General features: G+C 62.5%; 18 protein-coding genes. 14 read left to right on the top strand and 4 right to left on the bottom strand.

Annotated features, from left to right (window positions below; genetic code table 11):
- The first annotated feature begins 43 nt into the window (after positions 1-43).
- The 5 genes from LQK84_RS03015 to LQK84_RS02995 all read left to right on the top strand — a co-directional run bounded on the left by LQK84_RS03015 (position 44) and on the right by LQK84_RS02995 (position 3,820).
- Positions 44-412, top strand: a complete 369-nt coding sequence (locus LQK84_RS03015; protein ID WP_230827115.1) for an endonuclease domain-containing protein — start codon at positions 44-46, stop codon at positions 410-412.
- Entirely contained in the window at positions 409-1,368 is a 960-nt protein-coding gene (pip, locus tag LQK84_RS03010) for a prolyl aminopeptidase (RefSeq protein WP_230827113.1), read from the top strand. Before LQK84_RS03015 ends, pip begins: the two co-directional genes overlap by 4 nt.
- Positions 1,369-1,794 carry a hypothetical protein gene (locus LQK84_RS03005; RefSeq protein WP_230827112.1) on the top strand — a complete coding sequence of 142 codons (426 nt, stop codon included), beginning with the start codon at positions 1,369-1,371 and terminating at the stop codon, positions 1,792-1,794.
- 11 nt (positions 1,795-1,805) lie between these two features.
- The gene (gene cimA, locus LQK84_RS03000) at positions 1,806-3,422 is read left to right on the top strand and encodes a citramalate synthase (protein WP_230827111.1); all 1,617 of its coding nucleotides are present in this window, start codon (positions 1,806-1,808) and stop codon (positions 3,420-3,422) included.
- Between the two features lie 110 nt (positions 3,423-3,532).
- The gene (locus LQK84_RS02995) at positions 3,533-3,820 is read left to right on the top strand and encodes a helix-turn-helix transcriptional regulator (protein ID WP_230827110.1); all 288 of its coding nucleotides are present in this window, start codon (positions 3,533-3,535) and stop codon (positions 3,818-3,820) included.
- Between the two features lie 44 nt (positions 3,821-3,864).
- On the opposite strand, the gene LQK84_RS02990 is transcribed toward LQK84_RS02995, so the two are convergent.
- The gene (locus tag LQK84_RS02990; RefSeq protein ID WP_230827109.1) at positions 3,865-4,386 is read right to left on the bottom strand and encodes a hypothetical protein; all 522 of its coding nucleotides are present in this window, start codon (positions 4,384-4,386) and stop codon (positions 3,865-3,867) included.
- Positions 4,387-4,543: 157 nt separating this feature from the next.
- On the opposite strand from LQK84_RS02990, the gene LQK84_RS02985 reads away from it, so the two are divergent.
- Complete coding sequence (locus LQK84_RS02985; RefSeq protein ID WP_230827107.1) at positions 4,544-5,197, top strand: hypothetical protein; 654 nt, start codon at positions 4,544-4,546, stop codon at positions 5,195-5,197.
- A 9-nt stretch (positions 5,198-5,206) separates the two neighbouring features.
- Here LQK84_RS02985 and LQK84_RS02980 read toward each other — a convergent pair whose 3' ends face one another.
- On the bottom strand, positions 5,207-6,442 hold the full coding sequence (locus tag LQK84_RS02980; protein WP_230827106.1) for a PQQ-dependent sugar dehydrogenase: 1,236 nt from the start codon (positions 6,440-6,442) through the stop codon (positions 5,207-5,209).
- A gap of 162 nt (positions 6,443-6,604) precedes the next feature.
- Between LQK84_RS02980 and rarD the strand changes: the two genes are divergently transcribed.
- Both rarD and LQK84_RS02970 read left to right on the top strand, forming a co-directional pair.
- Entirely contained in the window at positions 6,605-7,531 is a 927-nt protein-coding gene (gene rarD, locus LQK84_RS02975; protein WP_230827105.1) for an EamA family transporter RarD, read from the top strand.
- Between the two features lie 4 nt (positions 7,532-7,535).
- The gene (locus tag LQK84_RS02970; RefSeq protein WP_230827103.1) at positions 7,536-8,429 is read left to right on the top strand and encodes a DMT family transporter; all 894 of its coding nucleotides are present in this window, start codon (positions 7,536-7,538) and stop codon (positions 8,427-8,429) included.
- On the opposite strand, the gene LQK84_RS02965 is transcribed toward LQK84_RS02970, so the two are convergent.
- Positions 8,419-8,778, bottom strand: coding sequence for a DUF4406 domain-containing protein (locus LQK84_RS02965; protein ID WP_230827101.1), 360 nt, complete (start codon positions 8,776-8,778; stop codon positions 8,419-8,421). The genes LQK84_RS02970 and LQK84_RS02965 overlap by 11 nt on opposite strands.
- 108 nt (positions 8,779-8,886) lie before the next feature.
- Here LQK84_RS02965 and LQK84_RS02960 point away from each other — a divergent pair, with 108 nt between their 5' ends.
- A complete protein-coding gene (locus tag LQK84_RS02960; RefSeq protein ID WP_230827099.1) occupies positions 8,887-9,663 on the top strand; it encodes a DeoR/GlpR family DNA-binding transcription regulator in 777 nt (258 codons plus the stop codon).
- On the opposite strand, the gene LQK84_RS02955 is transcribed toward LQK84_RS02960, so the two are convergent.
- Positions 9,647-10,258: a TIGR00730 family Rossman fold protein gene (locus tag LQK84_RS02955; protein WP_230827097.1), complete on the bottom strand. Its 612-nt coding sequence runs from the start codon at positions 10,256-10,258 to the stop codon at positions 9,647-9,649. The genes LQK84_RS02960 and LQK84_RS02955 overlap by 17 nt on opposite strands.
- Before the next feature lie 163 nt (positions 10,259-10,421).
- On the opposite strand from LQK84_RS02955, the gene LQK84_RS02950 reads away from it, so the two are divergent.
- From LQK84_RS02950 to pssA, 5 genes are all read left to right on the top strand, one after another.
- Positions 10,422-12,566: a LysM peptidoglycan-binding domain-containing protein gene (locus LQK84_RS02950; protein ID WP_230827096.1), complete on the top strand. Its 2,145-nt coding sequence runs from the start codon at positions 10,422-10,424 to the stop codon at positions 12,564-12,566.
- A gap of 248 nt (positions 12,567-12,814) precedes the next feature.
- Entirely contained in the window at positions 12,815-14,701 is a 1,887-nt protein-coding gene (locus LQK84_RS02945; protein ID WP_230827095.1) for an ABCB family ABC transporter ATP-binding protein/permease, read from the top strand.
- Between the two features lie 14 nt (positions 14,702-14,715).
- Positions 14,716-16,467: a cis-3-hydroxy-L-proline dehydratase gene (gene lhpI / locus LQK84_RS02940; RefSeq protein WP_230827094.1), complete on the top strand. Its 1,752-nt coding sequence runs from the start codon at positions 14,716-14,718 to the stop codon at positions 16,465-16,467.
- Between the two features lie 73 nt (positions 16,468-16,540).
- Positions 16,541-17,239: a phosphatidylserine decarboxylase gene (locus LQK84_RS02935; protein ID WP_230827093.1), complete on the top strand. Its 699-nt coding sequence runs from the start codon at positions 16,541-16,543 to the stop codon at positions 17,237-17,239.
- 10 nt (positions 17,240-17,249) lie between these two features.
- Entirely contained in the window at positions 17,250-18,107 is an 858-nt protein-coding gene (gene pssA, locus LQK84_RS02930) for a CDP-diacylglycerol--serine O-phosphatidyltransferase (protein WP_230827091.1), read from the top strand.

The following is an 18,107-nucleotide window of genomic DNA, read 5'->3' as shown; positions in this document are numbered from 1 at the left end:
CCCCGCGGTACAGCTTTTCCGTTCGATCAGGGGAATGACGGACATGCCGCACGAAAAAATCCCGCCCAAGCTCCGCTCCAACGCCAAATCCATGCGCCGCGTGATGACGGATGCGGAACTGAAGCTCTGGAACGAATTGCGCGCACACCGTCTCATGGGGCTGGGCTTTCGCAGGCAGATGCCGATTGCAGGCTATATCGTCGATTTCGCCTGTCCGTCTGCAAAGCTGATTGTGGAATTGGATGGCTCTCAACACGGCTTGGATGCCGCGATCAATTACGACACCGAGCGGACACGTCGTCTGCAGGCAAATGGCTGGGCGGTGTTGCGCTTCTGGAACGACGATGTGATGAAACACCTGGATGACATATGCCGGCACATTCTGAAAACGGCAGGAGTAAACGCCCTATGACCAACCTCCGCACCCTCTACCCCGAAATTGAACCCTTCGAGACCGGCTTTCTCGACACCGGCGATGGCCACAAGGTCTATTGGGAGCGCGTCGGCACCAAGGGCGCCAAGCCTGCCGTCTTCCTGCATGGCGGACCGGGCGGCGGCTGTGGGCCGAGCCATCGGCGGCTTTTTGATCCGGCGCTTTACGATGTGATCCTCTTCGACCAGCGCGGCTGCGGACGCTCGACGCCGCATGCCAGCATCGACAACAACACGACCTGGCATCTCGTTGCCGATATCGAGCGGCTGCGCGCCGAGATCATGGGCGTCGATACATGGCTGGTCTTTGGCGGCTCCTGGGGCTCGACGCTGGCGCTGGCGTATTCGGAAACCCATCCGAACCGCGTCAGCGAACTGGTCGTGCGCGGCATCTACACGCTGACCAAGGCCGAACTTGACTGGTATTATCAGTTCGGCGTCTCGGAAATGTTCCCCGACAAATGGGAGCGCTTCCTCGCCCCGATCCCGGAAGGCGAGCGCCACGAGATGATGGCCGCCTATCGCCGCCGGCTGACGGGGACCGATCGCGAGGAGCAGGTGCGCGCAGCCCTTGCCTGGAGCACATGGGAAGGCCAGACGATCACGCTTCTGCCCGAACCCTCGACCTCCGACGCCTTCGCCGACCCGGATTTCGCGCTCGCCTTCGCGCGGATTGAAAACCACTATTTCGTCCATGCCGGCTGGATGGATGAGGGGCAATTGCTGCGCGATGCGCATAAGCTTCAAGACATTCCCGGCACCATCGTCCACGGTCGCTACGACATGCCATGCCCGGCCAAATATGCCTGGGGCCTGCACAAGGGCTGGCCGAAGGCGGAATTCTATCTGATCGAGGGGGCAGGGCATGCCTATTCGGAACCGGGCATCCTCGACCGCCTGATCCGCGCTACTGACAAATATGCAGGAAAAGAGTAAATGGCCGCTGGTTCACGCCATCAAACCCAATGGGCCGCACAATTCGCAGTCGCGAGCGAGCTCTGCAAGTTGGGTTGCGATGTCGGTTTCACGATGGGGCACAATACTCCATTGGCGGATTTGTTCGTTCTTTCTCCGGACAGAAAGAAGACATTTCTGATCGATGTCAAAGGCCAGAAGTCGAAAAACTTCTGGCAGATTAAGAAGAAAGAGCCAACTGACAATCTATTTTATGTGCTTGCTTACGTTCCTGCAGGTGCCTCGAATAGGTTTTTTATTTTCAGCCAGAGTCGTTTAAACGAAAAGCTGGATGAATATGAAGTTAGCGGAGTCAGGTTTGATCCCCGGTTTTCGGGGATGAATTGGACGACCGCTTACGCGCAAGAGAACAGATGGGATGTTTTACCCATCGGACTGACCAGTTAGAGAAGCTTACCATGGCAAAAGAACGCATCTACCTCTTCGACACGACCCTTCGCGACGGGCAGCAGACGCCCGGCGTGGATTTTTCCGTCGAGGACAAGATTGCTATTGCCAATATGCTGGATGCCTTCGGCCTTGACTATGTCGAGGGCGGCTATCCGGGGGCGAACCCGACCGACACAGCTTTCTTTTCCAAGAAGCGCACCGGCCGCGCCGGCTTCGTCGCCTTCGGCATGACGAAGCGCGCCGGCGTCTCGGTGTCCAACGATCCGGGGCTCAACGAACTGCTGCGCGCCAAGTCGGACCATATCTGTTTCGTCGCCAAGAGCTGGGACTATCACGTCAAGGTCGCGCTCGGCTGCACGAACGAGGAAAACCTCGAATGCATCACGCTTTCGGTCAAGGCAGCGCTTGAGGCCGGCAAGGGCGCGATGATCGATTGCGAGCATTTCTTCGATGGCTACAAGGCGAACCCGGCTTACGCGCTCGCCTGTGCGAAGACGGCCTATGAGGCTGGCGCGCGCTGGATCGTGCTCTGTGACACCAATGGCGGCACGCAGCCGTCGGAAGTCCGCGAGATCGTCGCCGCCGTGATTGCTGCAGGCGTGCCCGGCGACCGGCTCGGCATCCATGCGCATAACGATACGGGGCAGGCGATCGCCAATTCGCTCGCGGCGGTCGAGGCAGGCGTCCGCCAGATCCAGGGCACGCTGAACGGCATCGGCGAACGCTGCGGCAATGCCAATCTCGTGACCATCATCCCGACGCTTGTCCTGAAGCCGGCCTTCAGCGAGCGCTTCGAAACCTGCATCGACCGCGAGGCGCTGCAGGGTCTGACCAAGCTCAGCCACGATTTCGACGAGCTGCTGAACCGTTCACCCGAAACGCAGGCGCCCTATGTCGGCTCCTCGGCCTTCGCCACCAAGGCCGGCATCCACGCCTCGGCGCTGCTGAAGGACCCGCGCACCTATGAACATGTCGAGCCGGAAACGGTCGGCAACCTGCGCAAGGTCATGGTGTCGGACCAGGGCGGCAAGTCAAATTTCATCAATGCGCTGAAGCGCCGCGGCATCGAGGTCGGCAAGGACGATCCGCGCCTCGATACGCTGATCACCATCGTGAAGGAGCGCGAGGCGACCGGCTATGCCTATGAGGGCGCGGATGCGAGCTTCGAACTGCTGGCGCGGCGCACGCTCGGCTCCGTGCCGGACTTCTTCCAGGTCGACAGTTTCCGCGTCATGGTCGAGCGCCGCTTCGACGCCAATGGTCATTTGAAGACCGTGTCGGAAGCCGTTGTGAAGACGGTCATCGACGGCCAAACGGTCATGTCGGTGGCCGAAGGCCACGGCCCGGTCAACGCGCTTGATATCGCCATCCGCAAGGATCTCGGCCGCTACCAGCCGGAAATCGCCGATCTCGAACTGGTGGACTACAAGGTCCGTATCCTCAATGGCGGCACCGAAGCCATCACCCGCGTCCTCATCGAATCCGCCGACGATACTGGCGCCAGATGGTGGACTGTCGGCGTCTCGGACAACATCATCGACGCGTCGTTTCAGGCGCTGATGGATAGTATTGTCTACAAGTTGATGAAGAACCGGGAATTGGCCGGGAAGGTCGCGGCGGAGTGACCCCTTTCCCCTGAGGAGAAGGTGGCCGATCACTATTGCACGGAAAAATTGTTCCGGCATAATCTTGAGAGACTTTAGACGTAACGCGTTTCTGTTCTCAGGAGGCTGATATGTGCGATCAGGCCGATATCGCAGCCGCAGATCGCGTGAAGGCCGATATCGCTGCCGGCCGCGACGAACTCGTGCCCGCCGAATTCGCCAACCGCCTGATCGCCGGTGAAAACCCGATCCGCGTCTACCGTGCCCTGCGTGGTCTTTCCGCCCGCGATTTGGCGGAAAAGGCCGAGATCAGCGCGCCTTATCTGTCCGAGATCGAAAGTGGCAAGAAGGACGGCAGTTTGGCTGCGATGCGGCGGATTGCGCACGCGCTGAATGTCGATCTGGATGATCTTGTCTGAGACTGTGCAGCGAGCCTTTGGTCGCACAATGGGCAGAATGCGGGCTATTGCCGCGGCGTGATTGGATCGCTCAAACCCCATGGCAGGTTACTGCCCTTCGCCTTCAGGCTCTTCACATATTCCCCAACCTGATCTGGCGCAAACCATTGTACACTCGCCAGATAGCGACCGGAATCCAAAGGAATTTGGAGTGGGAACGGCTGCATCGGCCAAGAGATGTCAAGAACGGGAACCTTGCTCTTTCCGACGAGCTTGAAAGTGGATCGCGTGGCCGATATTGGCGCACGTTCCTGTTCCGCCTTGCCCGCGCTGCAGGCATTGTGAACGATCTCTGTACCGTCGAGATAGACCGTTGTTGTCGTGCGTGAGAGGGACGCCGTAGTTCCCGCAAACAGCCCTACCGCCAAGGGAAAGAGGAGGATATAGGGGCTGGTCCCTTTCGGGGCCCGGAGCAGCACGAGAAGCAACAGAGCGAGTCCCACCAGCGGGCCGATCCAGAAATGGGAGAATGCGATGCTCACACAGGTTTCGCTGGCCTGCTCGCTGGCATAGAGTATTGTATGCATTCTGGATCCGTCCGATGCGATATTGTGAACGCGAGTGTATGCGCTTGATCAGGCGCAATACATCCCCTCTCTCTACTATTACGGGAATTTAATTTTGCGCCTTCACCAAGGTGGCGTAGCGTTTGTAGCGTGAAGCAGGCTTGTTGAGGACCGGGTGTTGGAGACGATCAAGGACGATCAATCGACCATCTGGGTTCCCGGCAGCCCCACGCTGACCAAGACAACAAATATCCCGCCCGTTGCTGTCACCTTGCCGGCCGTTTACGGTGTGTCCGGTTCGGGAAAGGCGAGATGGATAATGGCATTACCTGCCAATATCATGTTGATTTTGATTATCGTTTCGGGCGCACCGAATTGGCCGTCACTCCTGACATCGGAAAATCTAGGCCCTATCGGGGGCGTGCTCCTGATCTTAGGATTTATCTTTCTCCTTTCCGGCATTGTCGTGTCTGCATATTCCTTGTTGTGGAACATGCATTGCGCCAAGAATTACCCTTCGAGTGTGCTCACGATAAGCCGGCAGGGCATTCTCGATTTGCGGGTCTCCGACGGTATCATCGAATGGGGCGATGTTTTGCGCGCGGGAGTGAGCCACGCAAACCGTGGGGGCACTTCGGTCGCGCTTTACATGCGGCCCGGCTTCGAGGGCGTTTTGAAGGGACCACAGGCCCTCCGCCGGATTATCATTCCTCGGGCGAAAGCGACCCTCATCACGATTGAAATCACATCGCTTTCGGGCGACAGAAACGCGCTGGTGGAGGTCATCCTGCTGCTGGCGAAACAAGCCAATCAACCGCTCAAGGTCGCTTGAAGTTCTCCCTCACTTCGGCAACGCCCGATAAAGCCCGCCCGGCTCGTCGTCCGCAATCATCCACAACGCCCCGTCCGGCCCTTCCTCCACATCCCTGACGCGGAAGCCCACATCCCAGCGCTCCGCCGGCTTTGCGCCGCCGTTGCCGTCGAAGGTGATGCGGGAGAGGGTCATGCTGCCCAGCCCACCGGCCAGCGCTGAGCCTTTCCAGTTCTTGAAGAGGTCGCCGCGATAGAAGACGAGGTCGCTGGGGGCGATGACGGGGGTCCAGTAGATGACGGGTTTTGTGAGGTCCGGGCGTGTGTCGGGGCTGGGGATCTGAACGCCGTTGTAGTTCGTCGAATAGGAGACGAGCGGCCAGCCGTAGTTTTTGCCCGGCTCGATGAGGTTCAGTTCGTCGCCGCCGCGCGGGCCATGTTCGAGACCCCAGAGCCGGCCATCGGGCGAGAAGGCGAGGCCGTAAGGGTTGCGATGGCCAAGCGTCCAGATTTCGGCGGGGTAGGGGTTCTTGTCGGGGAATGTGTAGCGGCTGACGACGGGGGCCTTCTTCGCCGCTTCGGTATCACGCGGCGGGGCGATGAGCGGCACGCTCTTCGCGCCTTCGCGCGTCTCGAACGGATTGCCGGGGGCTGCCTTGCCATCCAGCGTCAGGCGCAGAACCTTGCCAAGCGGCAGATCCATGTCCTGCGCCGGCGTCATGCGCTGGCGTTCGCCCACCGCCAGAAACAGGTATTTCCCGTCCGGAGAAAAGGCGACCGCGCCGCCGAACTGTCCGCCATGGCCCTTCGGCATGTCGCGCCAGATGACATTGAGGTCCTTGAGCGCCGGAGTGTCGTCTTCGCTCAACGTGGCGCGCGCCAGTGCCAGGCTGGAGCCGCCGTCGCCGGGCTCGGAATAGGTGATGTAAACGCCGCGATCCTGTTCGAAGGTCGGCGAGAGATAGACGCCGAGCAATCCGCCCTGTCCCTCATATTCCACCTTCGGCACGCCGCGAACTTCCGCCTTCTGGCCCTTCTGTGTGGCGATCCAGAGCCTGCCGGGCTTTTCCGTCACCAGCATGCGCCCGTCGGGCAGGAAGGCGATCTTCCACGGATAATCGAACTGGGTGACCCTGGAGAGCTTGAACGGCGGATCGGCGCTTTCCTTCACCGTCGCGCCATTGACCTGCGCAAGGGCCGCTAGGGGCGCTCCCGAGGCGGCAAGGATGGTGAGGGTCATCGCTGCGGCGGTCAACGTCGTCTTCATGCCATCCTCCAGATATATGTCCTCAGCATATGGGGCCGCATGTCGCCGGTTTCCACCCCGACGACACCAAAGGGCGGGATAACACTTCACCAGAATGAATTGGTCGATTGCGATCCATCCGCCTAGAAAAAGTAAACCCCCACTTAAATTCGAGCGCTTCGCATGTCTTCCACCCCCGCCTCCGGTCTCCAGTCCGGCGACAGCCCCAAGGGCTTTGCCTTTGCCCTTGCGGCCTATTTTCTCTGGGGCTTCCTGCCGCTGTTCATGAAGGCGATCTCGCATATTCCGGCGCCCGAGATCATTGCACACCGCATCATCTGGTCGATCCCGGTGGCCGGTGCAGTGCTGATTGCCACGGGCCGCACGGCGGATCTGAAGGTGGCGCTGAAGTCGCCGCGCACGCTGATGATGGCGGCGCTCACGGCCTCGATCATCACGATCAACTGGGGCATCTATGTCTGGTCGATCGCGGCGGGCAGGGCACTGGAATCGGCGCTCGGCTATTACATCAACCCGCTCTTCTCGGTTTTTCTCGGCGCGGTCCTGCTGCGCGAAAAGCTCTCGCCTTCGCAATGGGTGGCGATCGGCCTTGCCGTCTGCGCGGTGGCCATCCTGACGGTCGAGGCCGGCGGTCTGCCCTGGGTGTCGCTGGGGCTTGCCGTCTCCTGGGGCTTCTATGCCTTCTTCCGCAAGACGCTGCCGGTCGGCCCGAACCAGGGCTTCCTTCTGGAAGTCATGCTGCTGTCCATTCCGGCGATCGCCTATATCGGCTATGTCGAAACCCAAGGTCAGGGCCATTTCGGCGATACCGGTTATGCCGATGTGCTCTGGCTGCTCGCCTGCGGTCTCGTCACCGCCGTGCCGCTGATCCTCTATGCCAACGGCGCGAAGCTTCTGCGGCTGACGACGATCGGCATCATGCAATATATCGCCCCGACGATGATCTTCATCATCGCCATCTTCGTCTTCAAGGAGCCCTTCGGCCTCTCGAAGCTCTTCGCCTTTGCCTTCATCTGGGCAGCGCTCCTCGTCTTCACCTGGCCGATGCTCCGGGCGCTGATCGCGCGCAAGCCGGCAACGCAGGCCTGAGCCGATGCCTATCCATGAAGTGGCCGCCCTTGCCGGCGCGTTTATGTGGGCCGTGACCGGCATCCTCGCCACCTTGCCTGTTAGCCATCTCGGTGCCTACACCTTCTCGCGCTACCGCATGACCGCGGTGCTCGGCATGCTGATCATCTACCTGACGGCCACGGGCAAATGGCACGGGCTGGAAGGCTGGCAGGTCGCCCCGGTCCTGCTCTCGGGCCTTGCCGGCATCTTCATCGGCGATGTCCTGCTGTTCGCGACACTTGCCCGCATGGGCCCGCGCCGCACCTCCATCCTCTTTGCCATGCACGCGCCGCTCTCCATCCTGCTCGGCTGGCTGTTTCTCGGCGAAGCGCTGACCCCGCTCGCGCTGACAGGCGCAGGCGTGGCCTTTGCCGGCGTGCTGCTGGCCATCGTCTTCGGCAAGCGCCGCGCGCAGCTGCATCAATGGGAAAGCATCAAGGGTCCGCTCTGGCAGGGCGTCGCGCTCGGGCTGCTGGCCGCTGCGGGGCAGGCGACGGGCTCGATCCTCGCCAGACCCGTTATGGAAACGGGCATCGACCCGTTCCTCATCTCCTTCTACCGTGTCGGCATCTCCATCATCGCCTTCAACCTCTTCCGCCTTGCGCCGCTGGAGATGGTCGTGCCGAAAGGCCCGCTGACGCCGAAAATCGCCGCCTACACCGCCTTTGTCGGCTTTATCGGCATGATGCTCGGCATGACGCTGATCCTCTACGCGCTCGCCGGCGGCAAGGTCGGCATCGTCTCGACGCTCGCCGCCACCGCACCCGCCCTGCAGCTTCCGCTGATCTGGTGGAAGACGAAGGAAGCGCCGGCGCCCGGCGCATGGATGGGAGCGTTTCTGGTGGTCATAGGCAGCGCGCTGATCTTCATGCGGTGACGCCGGGGACATCCTCCAGCGCGAACCAGACCGGAATGCCGCGCTCGCGCGCAATCCGCACATCGTTGTCCGCACCCTTGGAATCCCCGGGAAGCCGCAGCACGCCGTCGCAAAGTTGCAGAAGGCGATGTGCCGTCGGGTGGAAAATCTCCTCGTAAAGCGCATCTCCGACGGTCTTGCCGCCCGCCGCGCGCCAGACCGGCAGGGCAACCCATTCGCCGATCATCGGAATGTGTCCCGCCCGGAAAAGGGCATGGGACGGTGCTTCCAGCCGCTGCAGATTGTCTTCCATCTTCTGCGGGTCGTCCCCGGTTCCGGAACGGTAGGGGCCGGCGATCAGAATCAGCATGTCTCACTCCTTTTGAACTCGTCACGATAAATCTCGATATGGATTGAATATCTCCATAAACGCGATTAAATACGATAAATCGTGATTATTCGTGAAGAGTCAAGACCCATGCTGACGACGGAAAGAAAAGGCCTCATCCTTGAAACGTTGCGTCGAGAAGGCCGCATTGTCGCCAAGACATTCGCGAGCCAGCTTGCGCTTTCGGAGGACACGATCCGCAAGGACCTGCGGGAGATGGCAGCCGAAGGGCTGCTGGCGCGCGTTCATGGCGGCGCGCTGCCGCTCTCCAGCCCCTTGCCGGATTTCGCGGCGAGAACGGGGCTCGCCCATGGCGAGAAGCGCGCGCTTGGCCGGGCCGCCGCTACCCTCATCGAACCGGGCGGCACCGTCTTTTTCGATGGCGGGACGACCAATGCGGAACTCATCCGGGCGCTGCCGGAGACGATCGCCTTCACGGCCATCACGCATAGTCCGACCATCGCCGCCGAATTCGAGCGGCTGAAGAATGTCGAGGTAACGCTGATTGGCGGCCGGCTTTACCGCCATTCCATGGTTGCGGTGGGCACGGATGCCGCACTGGCAATCGGCGCCATCCGGCCGGACCTGTTTTTCATGGGCGCGACAGCGGCGACCGCAGATGCCGGCTTCTCCACGGGCGACGCGGAAGAGGCCTCCATCAAGCGGCTGATCGCGCGGCAATCGCGCGACGTCTGGGTGCTTCTCACGGCCGAAAAGGTCGGGCTGCAGTCGCCGTTTTCGATCATGCCGCTTGCGGAGGCGACGGGCGTCGTTCTCGACGCCGCCGTCACCGAAAGCGAAACGGCTGTTTTTGAACAGGCCGGAGTATTGGTGCGAAAGACCGAAGCCCTCACAGCTTCTCGATGATGTCCTGATCCGCCCCGTTGCCGGACCCTGCGGCGAGGATCGCCGGCACGATGTCTTCGGCGCGGTCGATCACCAGCGGCTGGACGAGGTGGCTGGTGTGGATGAAGCCCTGGCCACGCATGTGGTTGATGAGGCTCAGCATCGGGTCCCAGAAGCCGTTGATATTGGCAAACACCATCGGCTTGCGGTGGCGGCCGAGCTGCGCCCAGGTCATGATCTCGACGATCTCTTCCAGCGTGCCGATGCCGCCGGGCAGCGTCACGAAGGCATCCGCCTCCTCGAACATGCGATGCTTGCGCTGGTGCATGTCCGACGTCACGATGACTTCGGTCAGCGAGGTCAGTTCGTGCTTGGAGGCTTCCTTGTCCATCAGGAATTCGGGAATAATTCCAAGCACCTTTCCACCATGCGACATGGTTCCGGAGGCAACCGCCCCCATGATGCCGCGCATGCCGCCGCCATAGACGAGGCGAAGGCCATGTTCGGCAATCGATTTGCCAAGTGCGCGGCCGGCAGCAAGGTGGGCTGGATCGCGTCCGGGCTGGGAGCCGCAATAGACGCAGATGTTTCGAATCTCGGATCTGTTTTCTGTCATGCCGCGAGCATGGACTTTCGCCGTCCCGCCCGTCAAGAACCGGCCGTCTCGTTAACCGGATTTCGTTGATATACCTTGTGAAACCATGGAGAAGAGTTTAGCTCTTTAACGATGGGGATATGCTGCCCGCAACGTCGGCGCAGGCGCTCGTTTGGAGACAGAAATGCAGAACAATCGCGCCGTCTGGCTCGCGATCCTGGTGCTTGTGATTGCATCGGCCGTCATGATCTTTTTCGTCCTGCCGCAAATCAATGGCGGAAAGGATGTCGCCGGCGATGCGGCAAAGACGGTGCCTGAAACCACCCAGCCAGCCGCGAACACGCCTGCAGGCAGCCCCGTCGACACGGCGAGCAAGGCAACGGGCGCTGCCTCCGGTGCCGAACTCCTGCAGAAGATGAACCGGCTGAAGGCCGATGCGAGTGCCGCCTCCGAGAGCCTGCGCGCGCTCTATGCCAATGGCAAGGTGCCGACGGATGCCGAACTGGCCGATGCCAAGACGAAGCTTCAGGCTGCCCTCAAGGCCATTGCCGACTTCAAGGCCCCGGAAGGCGCTGATGCGACCGTTGGCGGTCTGGTGACCGGCCTTTCGGCCAGCGCCACCAAGGCGCTTTCGGCACTGAAGTCGATGCCCGAGGATGCCGGCAAGGCCGCAGACGCCGCCGCTCAGATTGCCGCTCTCTTCAGCGACAAGACCGCGCGAAATGGGACAACGCCTGCCGCCACGGCACCCAGCAAGCCGGCAGCCCCCGACGCGATTGAAGCGACCCTTCCGAATTTCGACGTGCTGCGCGTCGAAAAGGACGGTTCCACCGTGATTGCCGGCGGCGCGTCGCCGAAGGCCAAGGTCGAGGTTCTCGATGGCGACAAGGTCATCGGCTCGGCCGTCGCCGGCCCGAGCGGCGATTTCGCCATTGCCCTCGACAAGCCGCTGGAGCCGGGCGACCACTCGCTGGTGCTCAGAGCGACCGGCGCGGATGGCAAGACGTCGGCATCGGCCGAAGTCGCCACCGTTTCGGTTCCGAATGGCAAGGACGGCAAGCTGCTCGCCATGGTCACCAAGCCCGGCGAGGCAAGCCGAATTCTGACCAAGCCCGATGCGGACAACAAGGTCGCGCAGGCGACGGACGCCCAGCCTGCCGCCGCAGGTGCTTCGGCAACGACCCTGCCGCCGCTGCCTGACGCTTCGAAGACGCTGGCGAGCAGCGCGCCGGCGGTCCCGGCGGCCCAGCAGGCTCAGACGGCCTCAGCCGATGCCATGCAGAAGCCCGCCGAAGCCGCCGCCATCCGCATCGATGCGGTGGAGATCGAGGGCGACAAGATCTTCGTGGCCGGCAGCACGCGTCCGCAGGCGACCGTTCAGGTCTTTGCCGACGACAAGCTGATCGAAACGACGAAGTCCGCCGACAGCGGCCATTTCGAAGCTGAAAACACCATGCCGCTTTCCACCGGCAATCACATCATCCGGGCCGACCTAATGGATCAGTCCGGGTCGAAGGTCGTCGTTCGCGCCTCGGTTCCGTTCAATCGCCCGGCCGGAGATCAGGTCTCGGTCGTGGCCGATACGGCCAAGCCTGCTGGCAACAATGGCGCAAGTGCCGCCTCGCAGCCCGCCATGGGCCAGCTTGAGCAGCTGCGCGAAGAGGCCGCCAAGGCGCTTGTCCTGCTCAAGGGCCTGTTTGCCGACGGGAAGACGCCGGCAAAGGACCAGCTGGCCGCAGCGCGCTCGGCAACGCAGTTTGCCCTCAAGGCGCTGGCCGATTTCAAGCCCGCTGCCGAAGCCGGCCCCGATGTCGCAGCACTCGCCGCCAAGGTCGGCAAGTCGGCCGCCGATGCGCTGAAGCTCCTGCAGGCAGCAGGCGACGATCCGAAGGGCGTCGGTGCGGCCATCGCCTCGATCGAAGCCGCCGCACGCGAGGCGATGCCGGATGTTGCCAAGCCTGCAGCGCCTGCTGCCCCGGCTGCTGCCGAAACGAGCTCCGCTGCGGCGTCAGCCACGACGACGCAACAGGCCGCCAACGCGCCGGCGACAGCCGCACCGGCCGCCGATCAGCCGAAGTCGATCGAGCAGGCCCCGCTGAAGGAGAGCAAGGACAGCGTCATCATCCGCAAGGGCGACACGCTGTGGCAGATCTCCCGCCGTGTCTATGGCCGTGGCGTGCGCTACACCACGATCTATCTCGCCAACCAGGATCTGATCAACAATCCGAACCGGATTGCACCCGGCCAGGTCTTCGGCGTCCCGGGCAAGATCTCGCAATCGGATGAGGATGCCGAAAAGGCCAATCGCGAGCTTCGCAAGAAGCACTGAATTTAAGTGGGCCTGCGGGATTGCAGGCCGCTACGGTAGACCTTATGTGAAAAGCGCGGTTCCCGGGGATGGGAGCCGCGCTTTCCGCATTCAAAACAGCAAAAATATTCCAGAGCAGTCCCAGGAAAAGTGGGCACCGGTTTTCCGTCCGGGACTGCGACACAGACAGGCAAGCAGTTCCAGGAAAAGTGGGTGCCGGTTTTCCGTCCGGGACTGCGTAAAAACAAACAAACAGGGCAGGGCGCTGCATGGCAGGCGAACAGAAAACCGTCTCGGCGGATGACAGCAATCCGCTGGGGACACTTCGCAATCTCTGGCCCTACATGTGGCCCTCCGAGCGGCCCGACCTGAAGATGCGCGTCGTTTGGGCAACCGTCTTCCTCATCGCCTCCAAGGCGGTACTGATCATGGTGCCCTATCTGTTCAAATGGACGACGGACGCGCTGAACGGCAAGAGTTCGGCGCCAAACTTCCTGCCGCAGATCCTGCTTGGCGCGGTCATGCTGGTGCTGGCCTACAATCTGTTCCGGCTCGTCCAGGCCGGGCTCAACCAGCTGCGCGACGCGCTCTTTGCCAGTGTCGGCCAATATGCCGTGCGCCAGCTCGCTTTCCGCACCTTCGTCCATATGCACCAGCTGTCGCTGCGCTTCCATCTGGAACGCCGCACCGGCGGTCTCTCGCGCATCATCGAGCGCGGCACAAAGGGCATCGAGACGATCGTCCGTTTCACCATCCTCAACTCGATCCCGACGCTGATCGAGTTCCTGCTGACGGCGATCATCTTCTGGTGGGGCTACGGCTTCTCCTATCTCTTCGTCACGGCGATGACCGTGTGGTTCTATATCTGGTTCACCGTGCGGGCCAGCGACTGGCGCATCGCCATCCGCCGCACGATGAACAATTCCGACACCGAGGCGAACACCAAGGCGATCGACTCACTGCTGAACTTCGAGACGGTCAAATATTTCGGCAACGAGGACATGGAGGCCAAGCGCTTCGACGCCTCCATGGAACGCTACGAGAAGGCGGCGACGGAGGTCTGGACATCGCTCGGCTGGCTCAACTTCGGCCAGGCCGTCATCTTCGGCCTCGGCACGGCGGTCATGATGGTCATGTCGGCGATCTCGGTGCAGAACGGCACGCATACGATCGGCGACTTCGTCTTCATCAATGCCATGCTGATGCAGCTTTCCGTGCCGCTGAACTTCATCGGCTTCGTCTACCGCGAAATCCGGCAGGGCCTGACCGATATCGAGCAGATGTTCGAGCTTCTCGACGTCAAGGCCGAAGTCGTCGACAAGCCGGGCGCGGTGGATCTCAAGATCGCGCAGGGCGAGATCGAGTTCGACAATGTGCACTTCGCCTATGATCCGCAGCGCCCGATCCTGAAGGGCATTTCCTTCAAGGTGCCTGCCGGCAAGACCATTGCCGTTGTCGGCCCTTCGGGCGCGGGCAAGTCGACGATCTCGCGGCTGCTCTATCGCTTTTATGACGTGCAGGGCGGGTCGGTGAAGATCGACGGGCAGGATGTCCGCGATGTCACGCAGACGTCGCTGCGCGCCGTCATCGGCATGGTCCCGCAGGACACCGTGCTCTTCAACGACACGATTGCCTACAATATCCGCTATGGCCGCCCCGCCGCCAGCGAGGCAGAGGTCGAGCAGGCGGCGGAAATCGCCCAGGTCGGCAATTTCATCCGCTCGCTGCCGGAGGGTTTCAAGACCATGGTCGGCGAGCGCGGCCTGAAGCTCTCGGGCGGCGAAAAGCAGCGCGTGGCCATTGCCCGCACGATCCTGAAAAGCCCGCCGATCCTGATGCTGGACGAGGCGACCTCCGCGCTCGACACCGGCACCGAACAGGAAATCCAGGCCGCTCTTGACGAGGTCGCCAAGAACCGCACAACGCTCATCATCGCCCACCGCCTGTCGACCGTCATCAATGCCGACGAGATCATCGTGCTCAAGGACGGGGCGATTGCCGAGCGCGGCACGCATGCCGGCCTTCTGGAACAGAAGGGGCTCTACGAGCGCATGTGGAACCGCCAGCGCGAGGCCGTTCAGGCTGAAGCCAAGCTCAAGGAAGTGCGCGAGAGCGACGATCTCGGCGTCGTCATCCGCAAGGAGCCCGCGCGGTGAACGAGGCCCCGGGCATGGCCGTCCAGACAAAGACCGGCCTTTTCGATGGCACGGTCTTCGTCGCCGGGCACTGCACGGGTGCAGTCATCGGCAGCGATGTCGAGCTGAGCTTCTGGGGCGGCGTCAATCCGGCGACCGGGGAGATCATCGACCGCCATCACCCGCTGAGCGGCCAGACGATCGCCGGCCGCATCCTGGCCATTCCCGGCGGACGCGGCTCCTGCACGGGCAGCGCGGTCATTCTCGAACTGATCCTCGGCGGCCATGCGCCCAAGGCGATGATCGTCGAGCGCGCCGATGATATCATCACGCTCGGCGTCATCATCGCCGAGGAGATCTTCGGCAAATCCATTCCCGTCGTCGCGCTTTCTCCGGCGGATTTCCGCTGCGTTCTCGCCGGCGGCCATGCGCGCATCAGCGGTCATCGCGTCGCGCTGGCACCGACGGCAGAGCAATTGCCCGACCTGCCGGACGACGCGGGCGAGGGGGCTGCCGCCGATCCCGATATCACGCTCACCCCGGAAGATCGCGCCACGCTGGAAGGCGCAAAGGGGCCGGCCGTTGCCGCCGCAATGCGGATCATTCTGCGCATGGCCCGCCTGCAGGGGGCGGCTGCGCTGATGGACGTGTCGCGCGTCCATATCGATGGCTGCATCTATACCGGTCCCGGCTCGCTGGCCTTTGCCCAGAAGCTTCGCGACCTTGGCGGCCGCGTGGCGGTTCCGACTACGCTCAATGCCATTTCGGTGGACCATCGCCGCTGGAGATCGCTCAATGTCGATCCCGCCTTCGGCGCGGCGGCGGCGGCCCTCGCCGATGCCTATGTCGACATGGGCGCCGAACCTACCTTCACCTGCGCACCCTATCTGCTTGATGGCGCGCCCGTGCTTGGCGAACAGATCGCCTGGGCGGAATCGAACGCGGTCGTCTATGCCAACAGCGTCATCGGCGCGCGGACCAACAAATACCCCGACTTTCTTGATCTCTGCATCGCGCTGACCGGCCGCGCGCCGCTGAGTGGCCCGCATCTCGAGCCGCAGCGGAGGCCGCAGGTGCTCTTCGACGTGTCCGGCATCGATGGTGCGGACGATGCGCTCTATCCGCTTCTCGGCTATTGCGTCGGCGCCCGTGCCGCCAGCGAGATCCCGCTGGTTGCCGGCCTTGCGGCCCTCAAGCCCGGCGTTGACGACCTGAAGGCATTCGGCGCGGCCTTCGCCACCGTTTCGGCCGCCCCCATGTTTCACATCGCTGGCGTGACGCCGGAGGCGGATGGGCACGACCCGGCAGGTCTCCCGATGATCCGCATCGGCGTGAGCGAACTCGTGCAATCCTGGCAAGAACTGAATGCGGCCGGCGAGGAGCGCATCGATCTCGTCTCGCTCGGAAATCCGCATTTCTCGGCCCGTGAAATCGAGCGGCTGGCCGCCTTGACGGAAGGGCGCCGCAAGCACGAGGCCGTCTCCCTCATCGTCACCTGCGGACGCGCCATGCACGCGCGCGCGGCAGCCACGGGCGCCGTGGCCCGGCTTGAGGCGTTCGGGGTCACGTTCCTCACTGACACCTGCTGGTGCATGATCGAGGAGCCCGTCATTCCGAGAAGCGCCCGCGTCATTATGACGAATTCGGGCAAATATGTCCATTACGGGCCGGGCCTCACAGGACGCAAGTTCCGCTTCGGCAGCCTCGCCGACTGTGTCGAGGCGGCCTGTTCCGGCCTTGCGCCTGCCGCGCTCCCGTCCTGGCTCGGTGGGCCAAACGGTGCATGACCCCGCGCTGACGGTTGCCCTTTGTCCCCGATGGGGCTAGACAATCGCGGTAAAGAGACAGAGGTTGAGACCCATGAATTTGTTCGACACGATCCGCAACACGATCGTCCCGGTGCACAAGGAAGGCTATCCTTTCGTCATCGCCTTCTTCGTGGCGTCGCTGATTCTGGGCTGGATCTGGGAGCCGCTGTTCTGGGTCGGTCTCATTCTCACGCTGTGGTGCGCCTATTTCTTCCGCGATCCCGAGCGCGTCACGCCGCAGGACGAGGATCTGGTGATCTCGCCGGCTGATGGCCGCGTGTCCTCCATCGGCATGTATTCCCCGCCGGCCGAACTTGGCCTCGGCGTCGAACCACGCCTGCGCATCACTGTCTTCATGAATGTCTTCAACTGCCATGTGAACCGCGCCCCGATGCGCGGCCGCATCCGCGAGGTCGTCTATCGCGAGGGCCAGTTCCTCAATGCCGAGCTCGACAAGGCCAGCGAAGACAACGAGCGCAACGGCCTGATCATCGAAACCAAGCATGGCGATCTCGGCGTCGTGCAGATCGCCGGCCTTGTCGCCCGCCGCATTCTCTGCTGGTCGACGGCCGGCGAAAATCTCGAAGCCGGCGAGCGCTTCGGCCTCATCCGCTTCGGTTCACGCCTCGATGTGTTCCTGCCGGAAGGTGCGGTCGCCCGCGTCTCGCTCGGCCAGACGGCGATTGCCGGCGAAACGGTTCTGGCCGAATTCGGCACGGGCCGCGGCCCCGTCGTCAGCCGTCGCACGTAAGGATCAGCCCATGGCGGAACATGCGCCGGACGTGACCACACCCAAGAGCTCCGATGCAGCCCGTGGTCCACGGCTGAAGGAAATCCCGCTGCGCCTGATGGTGCCGAACCTGATCACGGTTCTGGCCATCTGCGCTGGCCTGACGGGCATCCGCTATGCCATCGAGTTCCGCTATGAAATGGCGGTTCAGATGGTGCTGATTGCCGCCTTCCTCGACGGCATCGACGGACGCATTGCGCGGATGATGAAGGCGACGTCGAAATTCGGCGCGCAGATGGATTCGCTTGCCGACATCATCAATTTCGGCGTCGCGCCGGCGATGGTGCTTTACATTTTCGTGCTGGATCAGGCCCGTTCGCTCGGCTGGATCGCAGCGCTCATCTACACGATCGCCGCCGGTCTTCGCCTCGCACGCTTCAACGTCATGTCCGAGCGCGACATCAAGGCGCCCTGGCAATCGTCCTATTTCGTCGGCGTGCCGGCGCCTGCCGGCGCCTTCCTCGTGCTGCTGCCGGTCTATGTCAGCTTCCTCGGCGTCGCGCCGAACAACACGATGGCGCTGTTTTCCGCCGCCTATACGCTGCTGATTGCCGCCCTTCTCATCAGCCGCGTGCCGGTCTGGTCCGGCAAGACGGGTGGCGGCGTTCCGCGCAACTACATGATGCCCATCATCCTCGGTGTCGTCCTGCTGGTCGCAACCCTCAGCGTCTACCCGTGGCAGACGCTGTCGGCGGCCGTCGTGGTCTATCTCCTGAGCCTGCCCTTCGGCGCCCGCGCCTGGCAGCGTAAATATGGTGATGGCGCGTTCTCCGCCCCGGAAGAGGGCGATATTCACGCCTTCTATCCGCAGGACGATCACAAGGAGTGA

The organism is Rhizobium sp. C4 (genome assembly GCF_021026315.1).
In the GTDB taxonomy this organism is placed as follows: Bacteria; Pseudomonadota; Alphaproteobacteria; order Rhizobiales; family Rhizobiaceae; genus Ensifer_A.
The sequence above is the reverse complement of the archived record's forward strand: the minus strand, read 5'-3'. Positions and strand labels throughout refer to the sequence as shown.

What these genes read in the sequence shown, in the direction of transcription:
- LQK84_RS03015 (WP_230827115.1), top strand. Translation starts at nt 44, where the DNA reads ATGCCGCACGAAAAAATCCCGCCCAAGCTCCGCTCCAACGCCAAATCC.
- pip (WP_230827113.1), top strand. Translation starts at nt 409, where the DNA reads ATGACCAACCTCCGCACCCTCTACCCCGAAATTGAACCCTTCGAGACC.
- LQK84_RS03005 (WP_230827112.1), top strand. Translation starts at nt 1,369, where the DNA reads ATGGCCGCTGGTTCACGCCATCAAACCCAATGGGCCGCACAATTCGCA.
- cimA (WP_230827111.1), top strand. Translation starts at nt 1,806, where the DNA reads ATGGCAAAAGAACGCATCTACCTCTTCGACACGACCCTTCGCGACGGG.
- LQK84_RS02995 (WP_230827110.1), top strand. Translation starts at nt 3,533, where the DNA reads ATGTGCGATCAGGCCGATATCGCAGCCGCAGATCGCGTGAAGGCCGAT.
- LQK84_RS02990 (WP_230827109.1), bottom strand. Translation starts at nt 4,386, where the DNA reads ATGCATACAATACTCTATGCCAGCGAGCAGGCCAGCGAAACCTGTGTG.
- LQK84_RS02980 (WP_230827106.1), bottom strand. Translation starts at nt 6,442, where the DNA reads ATGAAGACGACGTTGACCGCCGCAGCGATGACCCTCACCATCCTTGCC.
- rarD (WP_230827105.1), top strand. Translation starts at nt 6,605, where the DNA reads ATGTCTTCCACCCCCGCCTCCGGTCTCCAGTCCGGCGACAGCCCCAAG.
- LQK84_RS02970 (WP_230827103.1), top strand. Translation starts at nt 7,536, where the DNA reads ATGCCTATCCATGAAGTGGCCGCCCTTGCCGGCGCGTTTATGTGGGCC.
- LQK84_RS02965 (WP_230827101.1), bottom strand. Translation starts at nt 8,778, where the DNA reads ATGCTGATTCTGATCGCCGGCCCCTACCGTTCCGGAACCGGGGACGAC.
- LQK84_RS02960 (WP_230827099.1), top strand. Translation starts at nt 8,887, where the DNA reads ATGCTGACGACGGAAAGAAAAGGCCTCATCCTTGAAACGTTGCGTCGA.
- LQK84_RS02955 (WP_230827097.1), bottom strand. Translation starts at nt 10,258, where the DNA reads ATGACAGAAAACAGATCCGAGATTCGAAACATCTGCGTCTATTGCGGC.
- LQK84_RS02950 (WP_230827096.1), top strand. Translation starts at nt 10,422, where the DNA reads ATGCAGAACAATCGCGCCGTCTGGCTCGCGATCCTGGTGCTTGTGATT.
- LQK84_RS02945 (WP_230827095.1), top strand. Translation starts at nt 12,815, where the DNA reads ATGGCAGGCGAACAGAAAACCGTCTCGGCGGATGACAGCAATCCGCTG.
- lhpI (WP_230827094.1), top strand. Translation starts at nt 14,716, where the DNA reads ATGGCCGTCCAGACAAAGACCGGCCTTTTCGATGGCACGGTCTTCGTC.
- LQK84_RS02935 (WP_230827093.1), top strand. Translation starts at nt 16,541, where the DNA reads ATGAATTTGTTCGACACGATCCGCAACACGATCGTCCCGGTGCACAAG.
- pssA (WP_230827091.1), top strand. Translation starts at nt 17,250, where the DNA reads ATGGCGGAACATGCGCCGGACGTGACCACACCCAAGAGCTCCGATGCA.